Origin of the sequence: Streptomyces sp. SKN60 (assembly GCF_026236535.1) — a bacterium.
Classification (GTDB): Bacteria; Actinomycetota; Actinomycetes; order Streptomycetales; family Streptomycetaceae; genus Streptomyces.
Genome location: NZ_JAHTMW010000002.1, coordinates 336,079 through 353,763 on the forward strand (window position 1 = coordinate 336,079; position 17,685 = coordinate 353,763).

Annotated in this window: 14 protein-coding genes; 8 read left to right on the plus strand and 6 right to left on the minus strand. The window is 71.2% G+C overall.

Going from position 1 to position 17,685, the window contains the following annotated elements:
- Positions 1 to 16: 16 nt before the first annotated feature.
- On the minus strand, positions 17 to 907 hold the full coding sequence (rfbA, locus tag KV205_RS04665) for a glucose-1-phosphate thymidylyltransferase RfbA (RefSeq protein ID WP_265862339.1): 891 nt from the start codon (positions 905 to 907) through the stop codon (positions 17 to 19).
- A 126-nt stretch (positions 908 to 1,033) separates the two neighbouring features.
- Between rfbA and rfbB the strand changes: the two genes are divergently transcribed.
- From rfbB to KV205_RS04705, 8 genes are all read left to right on the plus strand, one after another.
- Positions 1,034 to 2,020 (plus strand): dTDP-glucose 4,6-dehydratase, encoded by a 987-nt coding sequence (rfbB, locus tag KV205_RS04670; RefSeq protein WP_265862341.1) that lies wholly within the window; start codon positions 1,034 to 1,036, stop codon positions 2,018 to 2,020.
- Complete coding sequence (rfbD, locus tag KV205_RS04675) at positions 2,020 to 2,913, plus strand: dTDP-4-dehydrorhamnose reductase (protein ID WP_265862343.1); 894 nt, start codon at positions 2,020 to 2,022, stop codon at positions 2,911 to 2,913. The genes rfbB and rfbD overlap by 1 nt, the downstream gene beginning before the upstream one ends.
- Complete coding sequence (locus tag KV205_RS04680) at positions 2,910 to 4,178, plus strand: hypothetical protein (protein ID WP_265862346.1); 1,269 nt, start codon at positions 2,910 to 2,912, stop codon at positions 4,176 to 4,178. Before rfbD ends, KV205_RS04680 begins: the two co-directional genes overlap by 4 nt.
- A 148-nt stretch (positions 4,179 to 4,326) precedes the next feature.
- Positions 4,327 to 4,719, plus strand: a complete 393-nt coding sequence (locus KV205_RS04685) for a DUF2304 domain-containing protein (RefSeq protein WP_265862347.1) — start codon at positions 4,327 to 4,329, stop codon at positions 4,717 to 4,719.
- Positions 4,716 to 5,450, plus strand: a complete 735-nt coding sequence (locus tag KV205_RS04690) for a glycosyltransferase family 2 protein (RefSeq protein WP_265862349.1) — start codon at positions 4,716 to 4,718, stop codon at positions 5,448 to 5,450. The genes KV205_RS04685 and KV205_RS04690 overlap by 4 nt, the downstream gene beginning before the upstream one ends.
- Positions 5,447 to 6,382, plus strand: coding sequence for a glycosyltransferase (locus KV205_RS04695; RefSeq protein ID WP_265862351.1), 936 nt, complete (start codon positions 5,447 to 5,449; stop codon positions 6,380 to 6,382). The genes KV205_RS04690 and KV205_RS04695 overlap by 4 nt, the downstream gene beginning before the upstream one ends.
- Positions 6,383 to 6,430: 48 nt before the next feature.
- Positions 6,431 to 8,701: a bifunctional glycosyltransferase family 2 protein/CDP-glycerol:glycerophosphate glycerophosphotransferase gene (locus KV205_RS04700; RefSeq protein WP_265862353.1), complete on the plus strand. Its 2,271-nt coding sequence runs from the start codon at positions 6,431 to 6,433 to the stop codon at positions 8,699 to 8,701.
- Between the two features lie 59 nt (positions 8,702 to 8,760).
- The gene (locus KV205_RS04705; protein ID WP_265862356.1) at positions 8,761 to 10,335 is read left to right on the plus strand and encodes a hypothetical protein; all 1,575 of its coding nucleotides are present in this window, start codon (positions 8,761 to 8,763) and stop codon (positions 10,333 to 10,335) included.
- Between the two features lie 103 nt (positions 10,336 to 10,438).
- Here the strand turns inward: KV205_RS04705 and obgE are convergent, their stop codons facing one another.
- From obgE to KV205_RS04730, 5 genes are all read right to left on the minus strand, one after another.
- Positions 10,439 to 11,878: a GTPase ObgE gene (gene obgE / locus KV205_RS04710; RefSeq protein ID WP_265862357.1), complete on the minus strand. Its 1,440-nt coding sequence runs from the start codon at positions 11,876 to 11,878 to the stop codon at positions 10,439 to 10,441.
- A gap of 115 nt (positions 11,879 to 11,993) precedes the next feature.
- The gene (gene rpmA / locus KV205_RS04715) at positions 11,994 to 12,248 is read right to left on the minus strand and encodes a 50S ribosomal protein L27 (RefSeq protein WP_030494090.1); all 255 of its coding nucleotides are present in this window, start codon (positions 12,246 to 12,248) and stop codon (positions 11,994 to 11,996) included.
- Between the two features lie 14 nt (positions 12,249 to 12,262).
- Entirely contained in the window at positions 12,263 to 12,583 is a 321-nt protein-coding gene (gene rplU / locus KV205_RS04720; RefSeq protein WP_265862363.1) for a 50S ribosomal protein L21, read from the minus strand.
- A gap of 201 nt (positions 12,584 to 12,784) precedes the next feature.
- Positions 12,785 to 13,708 carry a UTP--glucose-1-phosphate uridylyltransferase GalU gene (galU, locus tag KV205_RS04725; RefSeq protein WP_265862365.1) on the minus strand — a complete coding sequence of 308 codons (924 nt, stop codon included), beginning with the start codon at positions 13,706 to 13,708 and terminating at the stop codon, positions 12,785 to 12,787.
- Positions 13,709 to 13,801: 93 nt separating this feature from the next.
- On the minus strand, positions 13,802 to 17,467 hold the full coding sequence (locus KV205_RS04730) for an Rne/Rng family ribonuclease (protein WP_265862367.1): 3,666 nt from the start codon (positions 17,465 to 17,467) through the stop codon (positions 13,802 to 13,804).
- Positions 17,468 to 17,685: the final 218 nt, after the last annotated feature.

The window sequence follows — 17,685 nt, forward strand, 5'->3', positions numbered from 1 at the left end:
TCTGAGGCCTCGGGCCTCAGGCCTTGTCGGTCCGCTGCTCGGCCTCGTACGCCAGCAGGTTCAGCAGGTAGTCGCCGTAGCCGCTCTTGGTCAGCGGCTCGGCGAGGGCGCGCAGCTGCGCGTCGTCGATGAAGCCGGCCCGCCAGGCGGCCTCCTCCAGGCAGCCGATCTTCATGCCCTGGCGCTCCTCGACCACGCGGACGTACTCGGAGGCCTGCACGAGGGACTGGAAGGTGCCGGTGTCGAGCCAGACGGTGCCGCGGTCGAGGACCGAGACCTGCAGCTCGCCGCGGTCCAGGTAGTACTTGTTGACGTCGGTGATCTCCAGCTCGCCGCGCGCGCTGGGCTCCAGGTTCTTGGCGATCTCGACGACCCGGCTGTCGTAGAAGTAGAGGCCCGGCACCGCGTAGCGGGACTTCGGGTTCTTCGGCTTCTCCTCGATGGAACGGGCGACGCCGTTCTCGTCGAAGTCGACGACACCGTAGGCGGTGGGGTCGGAGACGGCGTGGGCGAAGACGACGCCGCCCTCCGGCTCGCTGTACCGCGCCAGCTGCCGGCCGAGGCCGACGCCGTGGAAGATGTTGTCGCCGAGGATCAGCGCGACCGGGTCGTCACCGATGAACTCCTCGCCGATGACGAAGGCCTCGGCGATGCCGTTCGGCTTCTCCTGGGTCGCGAACCGGATGTCCAGGCCCCAGTCGGAGCCGTCGCCGAGCAGCCGCTCGAACTGGGGGCGCTCGTCGGGGCCGGTGATGATCAGAATCTCCCGCAGACCCGCCATCACGAGGGTCGACAGGGGGTAGTAGATCATCGGCTTGTCGAAGACCGGCATCAGCTGCTTCGACACGGCTCGGGTGATCGGCCACAGTCGGGAGCCGGTACCACCGGCAAGCAAAATTCCACGCATGGGCACGCAGCCTACGGCAGCGCCACGGGGCCGCTCACCCTCACACCCGGTGGTCGACCGTGAGAACGGCCACGGAACGACGGGCGAACTGGTGTCGGCACCCCAGCCCATAGAATGGTGGCCCTTATGAGGATTCTGGTCACCGGCGGCGCCGGGTTCATCGGTTCACAGTTCGTGCGGGCACTGCTCTCCGGAGAGCTGCCCTCGAGCGAGGGCGCCCAGGTCACCGTCCTGGACAACCTCACCTACTCCGGCAACGAGGCCAATCTGGCCCCCGTCGCCGACAAGCCCGGCTACACCTTCGTGCAGGGCGACATCCGGGATTACGCCACCGTCGACGACGTGATGCGCGGCCAGGACGCGGTGGTGCACTTCGCCGCCGAGTCCCACGTGGACCGCTCGATCCTGGACTCGTCGCCGTTCGTCACCACGAACGTGCTCGGCACCCAGGTGCTGCTCGACGCGGCCAAGCGGCACGGCGTCGGGCGGTTCGTGCACGTCTCCACGGACGAGGTGTACGGCTCGATCGCCGAGGGCTCGTGGACCGAGGACTGGCCGCTGGCGCCGAACTCCCCGTACTCGGCCTCCAAGGCCGGCTCGGACCTGCTGGCGCTGTCGTACCACCGCACGCACGGCATGGACGTGGTGGTGACCCGCTGCTCCAACAACTACGGGCAGTACCACTTCCCCGAGAAGATGATCCCGCTGTTCACCACGAACCTGCTGGACGGCAAGAAGGTCCCGCTGTACGGCGAGGGCCTGAACATCCGTGACTGGCTGCACGTGTCCGACCACTGCCGTGGCATCGAGATGGTGCTGCGCGGCGGCCGCGCCGGTGAGGTCTACCACATCGGCGGCGGCACCGAGGTCACCAACAAGGAGCTCACCGGTCTGCTGCTCGACGCCTGCGGCGCCGGCTGGGACATGGTCGAGCACGTCGAGGACCGCAAGGGCCACGACCTGCGCTACTCCCTGTCGATCGCCAAGATCCAGGAGGAGCTGGGCTACACCCCGCAGGTCACGTTCGAGCAGGGCCTCGCCTCCACCGTCCAGTGGTACCGCGACAACCGCGCCTGGTGGGAGCCGCTGAAGGCCAAGGCGGCGCTGGCCTGATGAGTGCCGCCGCCAATCGCTGGCTGATCACCGGTGCGGCCGGGATGCTCGGCCGCGACCTCACCGAGGTCCTGACCGAGGCCGGCGCCGAGGTCACCGCGCTGACCCGGGCCGATCTGGACATCACCGACGCCGAGGCCGTCCGGGCCGCGGTCGACGGCCATGACGTGGTCGTCAACGCCGCCGCCTGGACGGACGTCGACGGCGCGGAGACCGAGGAGGCCGCGGCCACCCGGATCAACGGCGACGGCCCGCGCGCGCTCGCCGAGGCCTGCGCCGCGACCGGCGCCGTGCTGCTCCAGGTGTCGACCGACTACGTCTTCCCGGGCGACGCCACCGAGCCGTACCCGCACGACGCCCCCACCTCCCCGGTGAACGCCTACGGCCGCAGCAAGCTCGCGGGCGAGGAGGCGGTTCTCACGCTGCTGCCCGAGCGCGGTTACGTGGTGCGCACGGCGTGGCTGTACGGGGCGCACGGGCGCAACTTCGTGGCGACCATGCTGAGCCTGGCCGAGCAGCGCGAGACCCTCGACGTGGTCGACGACCAGCGCGGCCAGCCGACCTGGACCCGGGCGCTCGCGCGCCAGCTGCGGGACCTGGGCACGGCGGCCGTCAAGGGCGAGGCCCCGGCGGGCGTCTACCACGGCACGGCCTCCGAGACGGCGACCTGGTTCGACCTGGCGCGGGCGGCCTTCGAGCTGACCGGCCTGGACCCGGAGCGGGTGCGGCCGACCACCTCGGAGAAGTTCGTACGGCCGGCCCGTCGTCCCTCCTTCAGCGTCCTGGCGCACGAGCGCTGGGCCGAGGCGGGCGTCGCGGTGCAGCCGCACTGGCGTGACCAGCTCACCGAGGCGCTGAAGGTCATGGCTCCCGGGGGACGGTCCGGCGCGTGACCCTGCTCGACCGCATCACGACGGCCCTGCCGCGCGGTACCGCCTTCGTAGGGATCGGTACCGCGCTGCTCGGCGGGGCCAACTACGTCCATCTCGCGGCGGCGGGCCACTCGCTCTCCGTCGACGACATGGCGAGCTTCTCGGTCCTGTGGACCGTGGTGGCCTCCATAGGTCTCGGCCTGTTCTTCCCGGTGGAGCAGGAGGTCACCCGGGTGGTGGCCGCCCGCGTGGTGGCCGGCGACGGCGCGCTGCCCGTGCTGCGGCGCGGCGCCGCGCTGTCCTTCGGGCTGCTCGCGGCGGTGCTGCTGCCGCTGGCGCTGTTCTCCGGGCAGCTGGCCGACCTCTTCTTCCACGGCGACCGGAGCCTGGTGGCCGCGCTCGGCGGCGCCTTCGCGGCGCTGGCCTGCGCGCATGTCTCCCGCGGTGTCCTCGCGGGCCTCGGCCGCTTCGAGTCGTACGGGCTGCAGCTGGGGCTCGACGGACTGCTGCGGATCGTCCTCTCGGTGGGCCTGGCGTTCGCCGGGGTCACCTCGGCGTTCGTCTTCGCGGCCGTGATGACGGTCGCTCCGCTGGTCTCCGTACTCGTGACCCTGCCGGCGGTGCTGCGCGGGGCGCGGCCCGGTTCCACGGCGCACTGGCGGGAGCTGATCGAGCACCTCGGGCTGCTCGTGGGCTCGACGCTGCTCGCGCAGGTCCTGGTCAACATCGCGGTGATCAGCACCAAGCTGATCGCCACGGACGACAGCGCGCTGGTCGCGGCCCTGCTGTCGGCCCTGGTGCTTGCCCGGGTGCCGCTCTTCGCGTTCGGCGCCTTCCAGGCCTCGCTGCTCGCGGGTCTGTCGACGGCGCAGGCGGAGGGCGACGACCGCGGCTACCGGCGGCTGCTGCTGCGGGCCTGCTCGATCACGGCCGGCATGGGCGCGGTGTTCGGGATCGTCGCGGTGGCGCTCGGTCCGTTCCTGCTGCCGGTGCTGTTCGGTTCGCCGGACGTGCTCGGACCGGTGGACTTCTTCTGGCTGGCGCTCGGCACGACCCTCTACATGCTGGCGATGGTGCTCGGTCAGGCGCTGCTCACGAGTGGCGGGGCCCGGCAGCAGCTGGTGTCCTGGATCGTGGGAACGGGCGTTCTCCTGGCGGTCACGCTGAGTCCGCTGGAGCTGCGCACCAGGGTCGAGATCGCCTATGCCGTGGGGTCGCTGGCGGTCGTCACCTGCATGACGCTGCTTCTTCGCTCTCGTGTAGGCTACCGTTCGGTGCACTCATAGGAATGATCACCATTCCCTCACTCTCCGTGACCAACGCGACGGACAGTGTGCTGCAGTCTTGCGGCGTTCTTCGCCTCTCACCCCGGAAAAGTAGACAGGCCGTTTCCATGAGTCGTCCGATAGACCGGAGCCCCGCGTGAAGTTGTGGATGCTGACTTCGGTCACCGGAGTCTTCCTTGTCGCGTGCATCATCGAGCTGCTGCGTCGTCGCAAGCTCAAGGAGAAGTACGCCTTCCTCTGGGTGCTCACCGGTCTGGTGATCATCCCCCTCGGCTTCTTCCCGAGCGGTCTCGACTCGGTCGCCGCCGCGGTGGGCGTCCGCTCCGGTGTGAGCCTGCTGCTCTTCCTCAGTGTGGCCTTCCTCTTCATCGTCTGTCTCCAGCTCAGCTGGGAGGTGGGTCATCTCGAGGAAGAGGGGCGCACCCTTTCGGAGGAAGTCGCGCTGCTGCGCATCGACGTGAAGGAACTGCAGAAGCAGGTCGCGGACCACGCGGCGTCCGGGGAGGCGGCCGACCGGGCCGGGCAGGGGGGCCTCAAGTGATCGACGGCAAGCGCGTATTGATCATCATGCCCGCGTGGAACGAGGCCGAGGGCGTCGCCGACGTCGTCAAGGAGGTCTACACGACCCTCCCCGGCGTCGACGTCCTCGTGGTGGACGACGGCTCGGCCGACGACACCAGCGCCGTCGCGCGCGGCGCCGGCGCGACCGTGATGACCCTGCCGTACAACCTCGGTGTCGGCGGTGCGATGCGGGCCGGCTACCGGTACGCGCACGACCGCGGCTACGACGTGGCCATCCAGGTCGACGCCGACGGCCAGCACGACCCGCGCAACGTGCCCGAGCTGCTCGCCCGCCTCGACGGCGGCGCCGACCTCGTCATGGGCGCCCGCTTCGCCGGCACCGGCGCGTACGAGACCCGCGGCCCGCGCAAGTGGGCCATGGTCGTCCTCGCCTTCTGGCTGTCGAAGATGGCGAAGACCAAGCTGACCGACGTCACCTCCGGCTTCCGCGCCTCCAACCGCGACCTGATCGACGTCTTCGCGCACTGGTACCCCGTGGAGTACCTGGGCGACACGGTGGAGTCCACCATCGCTGTCGTCCGGGCCGGCTACCGCGTCGAGCAGGTGCCCGTCGCGATGCGCCCGCGGGCCACCGGCACCCCCAGCCAGTCGCCGTGGAAGGCCACCCTCTACCTGGGCCGGATCGGCATGATCCTGCTGCTCGCGCTCAGCCGCCGCTCGGCCCTCGGCCCCAAGGGGAAGGGCAAGTGACCGCAGTGCCCCACAGCGACAGCACGGCCGGCGCCGCCCCGCTCGACATCATGCTCCCGCACTACGGCGACACCGGTCTGATGCAGGCCGCCGTGCGCAGCGTCCTGGAGCAGACCGACGGGAACTGGCGGCTGACCGTCGTCGACGACGGCAGGGAACCCGGCGTCCCCGAGTGGTTCGCCTCGCTCGGCGACGACCGGGTGCGCTACCAGCGCAACGAGCAGAACCTGGGCATCACCCGGAACTTCCGCAAGTGCGTCGACCTGGTGGAATCCACCCACTTCAGCATGCTCGGCAGCGACGACCTGCTGCTGCCGAACTACGTCGAGACCATGCGCGCCGCCATCGCGGCCGTCCCCGACGCCACGATCTACCAGCCGGGCGTCGAGGTCATCGACGAGCACGGCAACCCGTCCTCCACCCTCGGCGACGAGGTCAAGAAGCGGCTGTACGCGCCGAAGGACACCGGCCGCCGTCTGGTGCTCTCCGGCGAGCCGCTCGCCGCCAACCTCCTCGGCGGCAACTGGCTCTACTTCCCGTCCATCGTCTGGCGTGCCGAAGCGGTCAAGGAGGTCAGCTTCCGGGAGGACCTGTCGGTCATCCAGGACCTGGCGCTGATCATCGAGCTGATCCGGCGCGGCGGGAAGCTGGTCGTCGAGCCGACGACCGCGTTCCGCTACCGCCGGCACTCCGGCAGCCTCTCCTCCGCGGAAGCCGTCTCCGGCGCCCGCTTCGGCGAGGCCGTGCGCTTCTTCCACCAGGTCGCCGACGAACTCGACGCACACGGCTGGTCCAAGGCCGCGCGTGCCGCGCGTCGGCACCTGTCCATGCGGCTGCACGCGCTGACAATGGTTCCGGGGGCGCTGCGCCACGGACAGTCGAAGACCATACGCACGCTCCTCGGCTACGCCCTGTCCACGAGTCAGCGCTGACCCGGCGGTCACGCCCCTGTCTCCCACGTCAGATTCCACGGTATTGAGATGACACAGACGCAATCCCCCTCCGGTTCCGAAGTGCCCCTGTTCAGCATCATCGTGCCCACGTACAAGGTGCAGGCGTTCCTGCGGGACTGTCTGGACTCGGTGCTGGAGCAGTCGTTCCGGGACTACGAGCTCCTGGTCGTCAACGACTGCTCGCCGGACGGTTGCGGCGCGATCATCGACGACTACGCCAAGGCCGACGAGCGCGTCGTGGCGATGCACCTGGAGCAGAACGTCGGTCTCGGGAAGGCCCGCAACGCGGGCATGGCCCGCGCCAAGGGCAAGTACCTGCTCTTCCTCGACAGCGACGACACGATGCTGCCCGGCTCGCTCCAGGCCATCGCCCGCCGCATCGAGGAGGCCGAGGACCCGGACCTGGTGATCTTCGACTACTCGCGGACCCACTGGGACGGCCGGATCACCCCGAACGCCCGCGCCGACGTGCTGGCCAAGGCCGCCAAGCAGGGCGTCTTCCCGCTGAAGAAGCAGCCGGAGCTGCTCGGCCTGCTGCAGGTCGCCTGGAACAAGGCGTACCGCCGCGACTTCGTCGAGCAGTGGGGCTTCCAGTACCCCTCGGGCTACTACGAGGACACCCCCTGGACCTACCCGGTCATGATCGCGGCGGAGACCATCGCCGTGCTCGACCGCGTCTGCGTCTACTACCGCCAGCGGCGCCAGGGCTCGATCCTGCACAGCACCAGCCGCAAGCACTTCGACGTGTTCGACCAGTACGACCTGGTCTTCAAGTTCCTCGACGAGAACCCGCAGTTCGACGAGTACCGGGGCGCGCTGTACGAGCGGATGGTCAACCACTTCCGGGTGGTCGACGTCTCCCCCGGCCGGCTCCCCGACGACGCGCGCGCCGAGTTCCGCGAGCGCTGGGCCGAGGCCGAGGGCCGGCTCCGTCCGGCGGGCGTGCCGGCCGCGCCGAAGGGCAAGGGCCAGATGATCCCGGCCAAGCACCGGGAGAAGGCCCGCAAGACGGTCCGCTCGCTCCGGGCGAAGAAGTCCGTGCCGGCGAAGCTGAAGAAGAAGCTGCGCAAGCGCGTGCTGCAGGCCTACTACCGGGCCCAGCGGATGCTGCCGGTCCAGCAGGACGTCGCCGTGTTCGCGGCGTACTGGAACGGCTCGTACTCCTGCAACCCGGCGGCGATCCACGAGAAGATGAAGGAACTCGCCCCCGGCATGAAGGCGGTGTGGGTCCTCAAGAACGACGCCACCAGCCGTCCGCCGAAGGGCGTGCCGACCGTGCACCCGGGCTCGCTCGGGTTCTGGAAGGCGATGGCCCGCGGCAAGTACTTCGTCAACAACGTGAACTTCCCGCCGTCCGTGGTCAAGCGCGAGGGCCAGGTGCACCTCCAGACCCACCACGGCACCCCGCTCAAGCGCATGGGCGTCGACCTGGCCGAGTACCCGGTCGGCCGGCGCGGCATGAACCTGGTCCGGCTGATGGACCGGGTGGACCGCTGGGACTACAGCCTCACGTCCAACAGCTTCTCCACCGCCGCCTGGGACCGTGCCTACCCCTCGTTCTACGAGGCGCTCGAGTACGGCTACCCGCGCAACGACCAGCTGGTCAACGCGTCGGCGGCGGACGTGGCCGCGGCCCGCAAGAAGCTCGGCATCGCCGAGGGCACCCAGGTGATCCTCTACACGCCGACGCACCGCGACTACCACGACGCCCCCAAGCAGATGCTGGACCTGGAGAAGTTCGCCGAGACCCTCGGCTCCGAGTTCACCCTGCTGGTGCGCGCGCACTACTTCTACGACCAGAGCCTGCTGGCCGCCGGTTCGACCGGCAGCGCGCGGCTGGTCGACGTGAGCAGCCACCCCTCGGTCGAGGAGCTGTACCTCGCCGCGGACTGCCTGCTCACCGACTACTCGTCGGTGATGTTCGACTACGCGAACCTCGACCGGCCGGTCGTGATCTACGCGAACGACTGGGAGGTGTACCGCACGACCCGCGGCACCTACTTCGACGTCACCGTCGACTCCCCCGGTCTGACCGTGCAGACCGAGGAGGAACTCCTGGAGGTCTTCACCTCGGGCCGCTGGAACGGTCCCGAGTCGGACGCGGCCCGCGCCGAGTTCCGCAAGACCTTCTGCGAGTTCGACGACGGCCGGGCGGCCGAGCGCGTGGTCCGCAAGGTGTTCCTCGGCCAGGACGAGGTGCCGCCGGTGCTGCCGATCGGCGAGCGTCCGGTGCCGCCGCGCCCCGGGCAGCAGCCGCTGGCCGAGGTGGCCAGGCCGCGTGACCGAGAGACCGTCTGAACCGACTAGTCTGTTCGACTGTCCCGAACGTCCAACCACGATGCCCAGCGGAGCCGAGTTTGAAACTCCCGCGCAACGCCTTCCTCAGCAAGCAGTGGAAGAGAATTCCGGAGAAGCGCCGACTGCCCGTGGCGGTCTACGCCACGACGCAGATTCTCTTCCTGCTGTGGTGGGCGGCGTTCTTCCCCGGAGCGCTGAGCTACGACTCGATCACCTACGTGTGGCACGTCACGACGAACCACTGGGAGTCGAACCACTCGGTGGTCTACGACTCGCTGGTGTGGCTGTCGCTGAACACCATCGGTGATCTGTGGATCCTGACGCTGGCGCAGACCGTCGCGATGTCGGCGGCGCTCGCCTACTGCTCCGTCACCCTGCGCGCGTGGGGTGTACGGCAGCGGTGGGCGGCGGTCGCCGCGAGCGTGCCGGCGCTGCTGCCGCCGACGGCGGTCTTCGTGATCTTCGTCTGGAAGGACGTGCCGTTCGTCATCGGCGCGGTCCTCGCCTTCGGCGCGGCGGGCCGGCTCGCGGCCCGTCGGGCCCGGGGCCGGCAGGCCGTCCGCGACAGGGAGTTCTACCGCACGGTCGGCCTGCTCTTCCTGGGCTTCCTGTCGCTCGCGCTGTTCCGCAACAACGGCATGCTCGTCGCGGTCGTCGCGGCGCCGGTGCTGCTGATCGCGCTGCCGTCGATGCGGAAGTGGGTGCTGGCGGCGACGGCCGTGCCGGTGCTGATCTTCGGTCTGCTGACCAGCGTGATCTACCCGGCGGCCGGCGTGAAGACGCCGCCGAAGGACGCGGTGTACGCCTTCTTCTACGCGGACATCGCGGTCGCGTACGGGCAGCGCCCGGGCTTCTTCACCAAGGAGGACAAGGCGCTGATGTCCAGCATCGCGCCGCTGTCCCACTGGAAGGGCCGCGCCGCGAACTGCTACAACGCGGACTGGGCGATGGAGTCCCCGCCGATGAACCGGCCGCTCGCGGCCGAGCGCAACGACGAGCTGATGGCCCTGTGGAAGCGGGTCATGAAGCGCACGCCGGACCTGGTCGTCGGGGCGCGGGTGTGCCGGGCGCACATCGCGTGGGCGATCTTCCCGGGCCCGAAGGAGCTGCGGGCGAACACGCTGCTCAGTGACCCGCAGACGTCGAAGACGCTGTTCTCGTACCTCAAGTGGAACGACGACATCAAGCACAGCGAGTACCGGCCGAAGCTGAAGATCCGGCCGCTGTCGGAGCCGCTGCACAAGGTCGCGGACTTCTCGTGGCGCGCGTTCAAGGTGCCGCAGCTGCAGTGGCTGCTGTTCCGCGGGGCGATCTGGTGCTACGCGTCGTACCTGATCGTGCTGCTGTACCGCCGCCGCACCAAGCTGAAGGGCACGCTGGCCCTGGTCTCCGTGACGCTGGGCCTCCAGCTGACGGTCCTGGCCGCGAACCCGGCGCCGCTGTGGCGCTACATGATCGGCCCGATCTTCCTCGGCATCCTGCTGCTCCCGCTCCTCCGCGCGAAGCCGAACTTCGGCCCGACCCCGGACCCGGAGCCCTCGCAGCCCACCGAGTCCCAGCGCGAAAACCCCGACTCGGACCCGGAATCCAACCCGGACCCGGACCCGAAGCCCACGCCGACCCCGGTCGCCTGACGGCCTGACGGACATACGCCAAAGGGGCCCGGCCTCCTCGCGAGAGGAGGCCGGGCCCCTTTCGTACGCCCTGGGAACCCCCGGGAAACCCCGGGGGAAGCCCCTAGAACGGGTTGAACTCGTCGAACTCGCGCTGCGCGTCGTCCCGCTCCGCGTCGCGGTCACGGCGGCGCTGAGCCGCCGGGCGCGGGGCTTCGAGACGGTGGTCCTCGCCGCGGCGGCCGAGCATTTCGGCGCCGGAGACCATGGAGGGCTCCCAGTCGAAGACGACCGCGTTGTCCTCGGGGCCGATGGCGACGCCGTCGCCGGCGCGGGCGCCGGCCTTCATGAGCTCGTCCTCGACGCCGAGGCGGTTGAGGCGGTCCGCGAGGTAGCCGACGGCCTCGTCGTTGTTGAAGTCGGTCTGGCGGACCCAGCGCTCGGGCTTCTCGCCGCGCACGCGGTACAGGTCCTCGTGCTCCTCGTAGGTGACGGTGAAGCCGGCGTCGTCGACCGCCTTCGGGCGGATGACGATGCGGGTCGCCTCCTCCTTCGGCTTGGCCGCGCGGGCCTTCGCGACGATGTCGGCGATCGCGTAGGAGAGCTCCTTGAGGCCCGTACGGGCGACCGCGGAGATCTCGAAGACGCGGTAGCCGCGCTCCTCCAGGTCCGGGCGGATCATGTCCGCGAGGTCCTTGCCGTCCGGGACGTCGATCTTGTTGAGGACGACGATGCGCGGGCGGTCGCCGAGGCCGCCGTACTGCTTCAGCTCCTCCTCGATCGCGTCCAGGTCGCTGACCGGGTCCCGGTCGGACTCCAGCGTCGCGGTGTCGAGGACGTGCACGAGCACCGAGCAGCGCTCGACGTGGCGCAGGAACTCCAGGCCCAGGCCGCGGCCCTGGCTGGCGCCGGGGATGAGGCCGGGGACGTCGGCGATGGTGTAGACGGTCGAGCCGGCCGTGACCACGCCGAGGTTGGGGACGAGCGTCGTGAAGGGGTAGTCCGCGATCTTCGGCTTGGCGGCCGAGAGGACGGAGATCAGCGAGGACTTGCCGGCGCTCGGGTAGCCGACCAGCGCCACGTCGGCGACCGTCTTCAGCTCCAGGACGATGTCCTGGAGGTCACCGGGCTCGCCGAGCAGCGCGAAGCCGGGGGCCTTGCGGCGGGCCGAGGACAGCGCCGCGTTGCCGAGGCCGCCGCGGCCGCCCTGGGCCGCCACGTAGGTGGTGCCCTCGCCGACCAGGTCGGCGAGCACGTTGCCCTTCTTGTCGAGGATGACGGTGCCGTCGGGCACGGTCAGGACCAGGTCCTGGCCGTCCTTGCCCGCGCGGTTGCCGCCCTCGCCCGGCTTGCCGTTGGTGGCCTTGCGGTGCGGCGAGTGGTGGTACTCGAGCAGCGTGGTCACCGACTGGTCCACGGTGAGGATCACGTCGCCGCCCCGGCCGCCGTTGCCGCCGTCCGGGCCGCCGAGCGGCTTGAACTTCTCCCGGTGGACGGAGGCGCAGCCGTGGCCTCCGTTACCCGCGGCGACGTGCAGCTCGACGCGGTCCACGAAGGTGGTCATGGTTGTGCCTCCAGAGAGCTAAAGCTATGGGTGGGAATGTCTATCTAGTAACACGCGAAAGGCGGACCCGCTTCCCTTACGGGAAGTGAGGTCCGCCTCCGCCAAGCTGTTCCGATCAGGCGACCGGAACGATGTTCACGACCTTGCGGCCACGGAAGGTGCCGAACTGCACCGAACCGGCCTGCAGGGCGAACAGCGTGTCGTCGCCACCGCGACCGACACCCGAGCCCGGGTGGAAGTGGGTGCCGCGCTGGCGGACCAGGATCTCACCCGCGTTGACGACCTGACCGCCGAAGCGCTTCACGCCGAGCCGCTGGGCGTTGGAATCGCGACCGTTCCGGGTGGACGATGCGCCCTTCTTGTGTGCCATTGCTCAGTCCCTCTTTACTTCGCGGCCGTCGGGATGGACGTGACCTTGATCGCCGTGTACTGCTGACGGTGACCCTGGCGACGGCGGTAGCCGGTCTTGTTCTTGTAGCGCAGGATGTCGATCTTGGCGCCCTTGGTGTGGTCCACGACCTCGGCCTGGACCTTGATGCCGGCCAGGACCCACGGGTCGCTGGTCACGGCGTCGCCGTCGACGACGAGCAGGGTCGAGAGCTCGACCGTGTCGCCAGCCTTGGCGGTGGAAATCTTGTCAACCTCAACGATGTCGCCGACAGCAACCTTGTGCTGGCGACCACCGCTGCGCACGATGGCGTACACGCGGATCTCTCTCTCACTCGGTAAAGGGACCTCTGACGCCAGCCGCCTGCCCTGACGGACCGCGGCCTCTCCCGGCGTGAGCTGGGAGGAATGTGCTCAGAGGTGGTGGCGTGCCAGTCGACACGCCGACGGTCTAGGTTACGGGCGGGCCCCGGAGGGGGTCAAATCCCGGCCGACCCGCAGGTCGGACGGTGCCGCCCGTCAGACGGTGCCGGCGCTCGCGTCCGTCTCGGCGACGAAGCCCTTGAGCCAGGCGCGGAAGTCCGGGCCCAGGTCCTCGCGCTCGCAGGCGAGGCGCACGATGGCGCGCAGGTAGTCGCCGCGGTCACCGGTGTCGTAACGCCGGCCCTTGAAGACCACGCCGTGCACCGGCCCGCCGAGCCGCTCGTCGGCGGCCATCTTCTGCAGGGCGTCGGTCAGCTGGATCTCGCCGCCGCGGCCCGGCTCGGTCCCGCTCAGCACGTCGAAGACGGCCGGGTCGAGGACGTAACGGCCGATGATCGCGTAGTTGCTGGGCGCCTCGGCCGGGTCCGGCTTCTCGACCAGGCCGGTGATGCGGACGACGTCGGCGTCGGCGGACGGCTCGACGGCGGCGCAGCCGTACAGGTGGATCTGCGCCGGGTCGACCTCCATGAGGGCGACGACGCTGCCGCCCTGCTCGGCGAGGACCTCCAGCATCCGGGCGAGCAGCGGGTCGCGCGGGTCGATCAGGTCGTCGCCGAGGAGCACCGCGAAGGGCTCGTCGCCGACGTGCGGCTGCGCGCACAGCACGGCGTGGCCGAGGCCGCGCGGGTCGCCCTGGCGCACGTAGTGCATGGTGGCGAGTTCGCTGGACTCCTGGACCCGGGCCAGGCGCTCCTCGTCGCCCTTGCGGACGAGCGCCTCCTCCAGCTCGTAGTTCCGGTCGAAGTGGTCCTCGAGCGGGCGCTTGTTGCGGCCCGTGATCATCAGGACGTCCGACAGCCCGGCCGAGACCGCCTCCTCCACCACGTACTGGATGGCCGGCTTGTCGACGACCGGCAGCATCTCCTTGGGCGTCGCCTTGGTGGCGGGCAGGAAGCGCGTGCCGAGACCGGCGGCGGGGATGACGGCCTTGCGCACGCGGGGAGCGGGGGTGTTGTTCATCGGGCTGGGTTCCTGGTTCCGATCCTGGGTGAATGCCGTGTGGACCGTCCTCGGCGGGAGGACGGTCCACACGGGTCGCGTCGGGGACTGGGGTCAGTCCTGCGCGGGAGCGGCGGTCTTCTTGGCCGCCTTCTTGGCGGTCGTCTTCTTCGCCGCGGTCTTCTTGGCCGCCGTCTTCTTGGTGGCGGCCTTCTTCGCGGTGGCCTTCTTGGCGGTCTTGCGGGCCGCCTTCTTGGCCGGGGCGGGAGCCTCGGTCTCGGCGGCCCCCTCCGCGGCCTCCTCGGCGCTCTGGGCCGGCTCGGCCGGGGCGGACGCCACGACGACCACGGCGGCCTCCTCGGCACCGGTCGGCGGACCGGCCGGGGCGGTGGCCTTGCGGACCACCCGGCGGCGGGCCCGCGGCGGGGCGGCCACGGGGGCCTCCTCGACGACCGGCTCGGCGACGGGCTCGGCGACCGGCTCGGCCGGGGCCTCCTCGGTCACGGCCGGCGCCTCGACGACGGCCTCGGGGGCCGGAGCGGAGACCTTACGGGTGGCCCGACGGCGGGTACGAGGCGCCGGGGCGGCCTCCTCCTCGGCGGCGGGCTCGGCGACGGGCGCGACGACCGGCTCGGGCGCCGCGACGGGCTCCTCGGCCTTCGGCTCCGCCTTGGGCTCCGGTACGACGACCTCGTAGGTCTCCGTCTCGGTGACCGCCGGCGAGGCGACGGGCGCGGACACCCGGCGGGTCGCCCGGCGCCGGCCACGGATGGGGGTACCTCCCGTGCCCTTGGGGCTACGGGGGAGCGTGGCGGCCGCCTCGGCCTCGGCGGCGCTGCCGTACAGCTCCTCGTCCGCGGCGATCGGCTCGGGCAGGGCCACCGGGGCGGCGAGCTCGGCGGCGACCTCGGCCTCGGTCTCGGCCTCCGTCGGCTCCGTCTCCACCGTCTCGGCGTGCTCGTGCTCGTGGACGTGCTCGGCGCCGCCGCGGCCGCGCTTCTTCGAGCGCTTGCCGCCGCCACCGCCACCGTGGGTGGCGGGCTGCTCCATGTGGACGATGACACCGCGGCCGTTGCAGTGGACGCAGGTCTCGGAGAAGGACTCCAGGAGGCCCTGGCCGACCCGCTTGCGGGTCATCTGGACCAGGCCGAGCGAGGTGACCTCGGCCACCTGGTGCTTGGTCCGGTCGCGGCCCAGGCACTCCAGGAGGCGGCGCAGCACCAGGTCGCGGTTGGACTCCAGGACCATGTCGATGAAGTCGATGACGACGATGCCGCCGAGGTCGCGCAGCCGCAGCTGGCGCACGATCTCCTCGGCCGCCTCCAGGTTGTTCCTGGTGACGGTCTCCTCGAGGTTGCCGCCCTGGCCGGTGAACTTGCCGGTGTTGACGTCGACGACGACCATCGCCTCGGTCTTGTCGATCACCAGCGAGCCGCCGGACGGCAGCCAGACCTTGCGGTCGAGCGCCTTCATCAGCTGCTCGTCGATCCGGTACGTCGCGAAGACGTCGACCTCGCTGGTCCACTTGGACAGGCGGTCGGACAGGTCCGGGGCGACGTGGTTCACGTAGCCGTGGATGGTCTCCCAGGCGTCCTCGCCGCTGACGATGACCTTGGAGAAGTCCTCGTTGAAGATGTCGCGGACGACCCGGACGGTCATGTCCGGCTCGCCGTAGAGCAGGCTCGGCGCGGAGGTCGAGATCTGGGTGGCCTTCTTCTGGATGTCGGCCCACTGCGCCTGCAGGCGCTCGACGTCGCGGCGCAGCTCGTCCTCGCTCGCGCCCTCGGCGGCGGTGCGCACGATGACGCCCGCGTCCTCGGGGACGATCTTCTTGAGGATGGTCTTCAGACGCGCGCGCTCGGTGTCCGGGAGCTTGCGGCTGATGCCGGTCATGGAGCCCTCGGGCACGTACACGAGGTAGCGGCCCGGCAGCGAGACCTGGCTGGTCAGGCGGGCGCCCTTGTGGCCGATCGGGTCCTTGGTGACCTGCACCAGGACCGACTGGCCGGACTTGAGGGCGGCCTCGATACGGCGCGGGCCGTTGCCCATGCCGAGCGCCTCGAAGTTGACCTCGCCGGCGTACAGGACGGCGTTGCGGCCCTTGCCGATGTCGACGAACGCGGCCTCCATCGACGGCAGCACGTTCTGGACCTTGCCCAGGTAGACGTTGCCGACGTACGAGGTGGCCTGCTCCTTGTTGACGTAGTGCTCGACGAGCACGTTGTCCTCAAGGACGCCGATCTGGGTGCGCTCGCCGTTCTGGCGGACGACCATGACGCGCTCGACGGCCTCGCGGCGGGCCAGGAACTCGGCCTCGGTGATGATCGGGACGCGGCGGCGGCCCTGCTCGCGGCCCTCGCGGCGGCGCTGCTTCTTGGCCTCCAGACGGGTGGAGCCCTTGATGGACTGCACCTCGTCGGACGGCTCGGCCTTCTCGCGGGCCGGGCGGGGCTCGCGGACCTTGACGACCGTGCGGACGCCGTCCTCGTCGGCGGCCTCGGCCTCACCGGCGGCGTCGCTGCGGCGACGGCGGCGGCGACGGCGGCGGGAGCTGCTGGAGCCGCCCGCGGCGCCCTCGGCCTCGGTGTCCTCCTCGGACTCCTCCGCCTCCTCGGCCTCGGTCTCCTCGGCGTGGAACTCCTCGCCCTCCTCGGACTCGGTGTCCTCGGCCTCGGCGAGCTCACCGCGGCGCCGGCGGCGGCCACCGCGACGGCGGCGGCGGGACGGCCGGTCCTCGTACTCGTCGGTCTCCTCGCCCTCGACCTCGGCCTCCGCCTCGGGGGTGGACTCGACCTCGGGCTCGTCGGCGACGGTGGCCGGGACCGGCTCGACGGCGACGGGCTCGCCGCGGCGGCGGCGACGGCGGCGGGAGCGCGGGGACTCCTCGGCCTCGACGGCCTCGACGACCGGCGCGACGGTCTCGGCCTCGGCGGTCTCCTCCTCCGGCTCCTCCTCGACGACCTCGGCCGCGGCCATGGCGGCGGCGGTCTCCGGGGTCTGGAACATCGGCTCGGTGAAGACCGGGGCCTGGAAGACGGCGACGGCCGGGCGGGCGGCGCGGCGGCCGCGCGGGGCCTCCTCGGCCTCCTTGGCCTCCTTGGCCGGGGCGGCCTCGGTGCCGGCGGTGAACTGCGGCGAGGACGCGCGGCGGCGGGTGCGGCCACGGGTGGCGGCCTGCTCGGCGGCGACGACCTCGGCGGTGTGCGAGGCGATCTCCTCGACGGTGTCCTCGGGCAGGCCCTCGCCGGAGGTCTCCGCGGCGATCTCGGCGGCGACGTCCGCGGTCACGGCCTCGACCGGGGCGGGCGCGGTGGCCTTACGGGTGGCCCGGCGGCGGGTACGGGGCGCCGGGGCGGCCTCGGGCTCGGCGGCGGGCTCCTCGGCCGGGGCCACGGCCTCGACGGCCTCGGGGGCCGGAGCGGCGGTGGCGCGCGTGGCGCGACGGCGGGTACGGGGCGCCGGGGCGGCCTCGGGCTCGGCGGCCGGCTCCGCCACCGGTGCGGCGGCCTCGGCCGGGGCGGGGGTGGTCTCGGGCGCGGTGGCCTTGCGGGTGGCGCGGCGACGGGTGCGCGGAGCCGGAGCGGCCTCCTCGACCGGCGCGGCCTCGGCCTCGGCCACGGGCGCGGCGACCGGCGTGGTCTCCACGATCTCGGTGGTCTCGGCGGCGGCCTCGGCCGTCACCGGCGGACCGGCCGGCCGGGACGCGGCGCGGCGACGGCGGCGCGGCGGCAGCTTGTCACCGGCGTTGCCGTTCTCGTTTTCTTCGTGCTGTTCGAGCATGCGGGCGGTTCTCCCGTCACGCTCCCGGGCGCCGCGTCTGGTTCCGGTCCGGCGGCACGGACGCGCGTGAAGCGCGGTGCCGCCGTCCGGGGCGCGGGCGCCGCACGGGAGCTTCAGTGTCTGGCTCGCCGGTTCCGTACGCCTTCTGCGGACGGCCTGGCGAAAGTCTCCTGGTCAGTGCGCTGCCCGACCCAGGTGGCTCCCGAGTACCAGGGCGG

Excerpts from the sequence above, each read along its gene's own strand:
- rfbA (WP_265862339.1), bottom strand. The coding sequence starts at position 907 with ATGCGTGGAATTTTGCTTGCCGGTGGTACCGGCTCCCGACTGTGGCCG.
- KV205_RS04700 (WP_265862353.1), top strand. The coding sequence starts at position 6,431 with ATGACACAGACGCAATCCCCCTCCGGTTCCGAAGTGCCCCTGTTCAGC.
- rfbD (WP_265862343.1), top strand. The coding sequence starts at position 2,020 with ATGAGTGCCGCCGCCAATCGCTGGCTGATCACCGGTGCGGCCGGGATG.
- KV205_RS04730 (WP_265862367.1), bottom strand. The coding sequence starts at position 17,467 with ATGCTCGAACAGCACGAAGAAAACGAGAACGGCAACGCCGGTGACAAG.
- obgE (WP_265862357.1), bottom strand. The coding sequence starts at position 11,878 with ATGACCACCTTCGTGGACCGCGTCGAGCTGCACGTCGCCGCGGGTAAC.
- rfbB (WP_265862341.1), top strand. The coding sequence starts at position 1,034 with ATGAGGATTCTGGTCACCGGCGGCGCCGGGTTCATCGGTTCACAGTTC.
- galU (WP_265862365.1), bottom strand. The coding sequence starts at position 13,708 with ATGAACAACACCCCCGCTCCCCGCGTGCGCAAGGCCGTCATCCCCGCC.
- rpmA (WP_030494090.1), bottom strand. The coding sequence starts at position 12,248 with ATGGCACACAAGAAGGGCGCATCGTCCACCCGGAACGGTCGCGATTCC.
- KV205_RS04685 (WP_265862347.1), top strand. The coding sequence starts at position 4,327 with ATGCTGACTTCGGTCACCGGAGTCTTCCTTGTCGCGTGCATCATCGAG.